The organism is Mycobacterium sp. SP-6446, assembly GCF_001954045.1.
Lineage (GTDB): Bacteria > Actinomycetota > Actinomycetes > Mycobacteriales > Mycobacteriaceae > Mycobacterium.
The window spans coordinates 1-913 of record NZ_MBEM01000266.1; the positions used below are offsets into that span (position 1 = coordinate 1).

Sequence of the window (913 nt, forward strand, 5' to 3'; positions counted from 1 at the left end):
CAGGTTGAAATACAGGTCCCGCCCCGACGACCAGGGATGGATCATCGGCGCGTAGATCCCACCGGGCATCTGGAACGACGACACCAGCGGCTGTTCGGGACTCCACGGTCCCTGGGGAGCCGGCGCCGTCCTGGCCACGACGTCGTTGCTGCCACCGTTGGTGTACAGCACCAAGTACTGCTTCAGATAACTGTTGTACTGGGACGACATTTCGCCCACCGGGCCGGGGAAAACCGGCGTCGCCGCGCCCGGATTGTTCGGGACCCAGCGCCCGCCGTTGTCGCCGTTCCAGATGCCCGGTGGGATCTACGCGCCGATGATCCATCCCTGGTCGTCGGGGCGGGACCTGTATTTCAACCTGTCGCTGTGGTCGGCCTACGACGTGATGTTGATGCACACCGTGCTGCCTTAGCCTTTCGGCTTGACCTGCGGTGATGCCGCGTTTGTGCAATAGTGTTTGCCTGATGAAGAGACAAGCAGCACTTGCGATCGCTATCGGCGCCGCATTCGCGGCAACGCCGGTCGCGCATGCCGACAACAACTGGATTGCCATGGCGATGTCCGATTCCACCGGGCAGATCAAGTTCGTTGACGGTGGGACCAGTCAAGGTGCCGCCGAGCAGAAGGCGATGGAGACGTGTCGCAAGGCCATCAGCGACTGTCGCCTTCTGGCCAGCGGGCAGGGCGGGTGCATCGCGCTCGTTTTGAACAGCGCGAAAACCAAGTACTTCGGCGGCTGGGGCCCGACCCGCGAAGAAGCCGAGGCGGCGGCGCTAGGGATCGCCGGCGGCGGAACGGTCCAAGCCGGGCACGGCCACTGTCAAGGCGACGGGGGCGCCGGCGGGGGCGGATTCGGTGCCGCGTTCGGCTGCAGCTGCGTGGCATTCGGCGTCTGCGGGAAGCCCGGCGCGGG

Annotated in this window: 1 protein-coding gene and 2 pseudogenes; 2 read left to right on the forward strand and 1 reads right to left on the reverse strand. The window is 65.5% G+C overall.

What is annotated here, in order from left to right; all coding sequences use genetic code 11:
* Positions 1–291, reverse strand: a pseudogene (locus A5736_RS24570) (DUF4185 domain-containing protein); the annotation flags it as partial.
* Between the two features lie 25 nt (positions 292–316).
* On the opposite strand from A5736_RS24570, the gene A5736_RS24575 reads away from it, so the two are divergent.
* Complete coding sequence (locus tag A5736_RS24575) at positions 317–412, forward strand: hypothetical protein (RefSeq protein ID WP_371328411.1); 96 nt, start codon at positions 317–319, stop codon at positions 410–412.
* A gap of 49 nt (positions 413–461) precedes the next feature.
* A pseudogene (locus tag A5736_RS24580) lies at positions 462–833 on the forward strand (DUF4189 domain-containing protein); the annotation flags it as partial.
* Positions 834–913: the final 80 nt, after the last annotated feature.

Excerpts from the sequence above, each read along its gene's own strand:
- A5736_RS24575 (WP_371328411.1), top strand. The coding sequence starts at position 317 with ATGATCCATCCCTGGTCGTCGGGGCGGGACCTGTATTTCAACCTGTCG.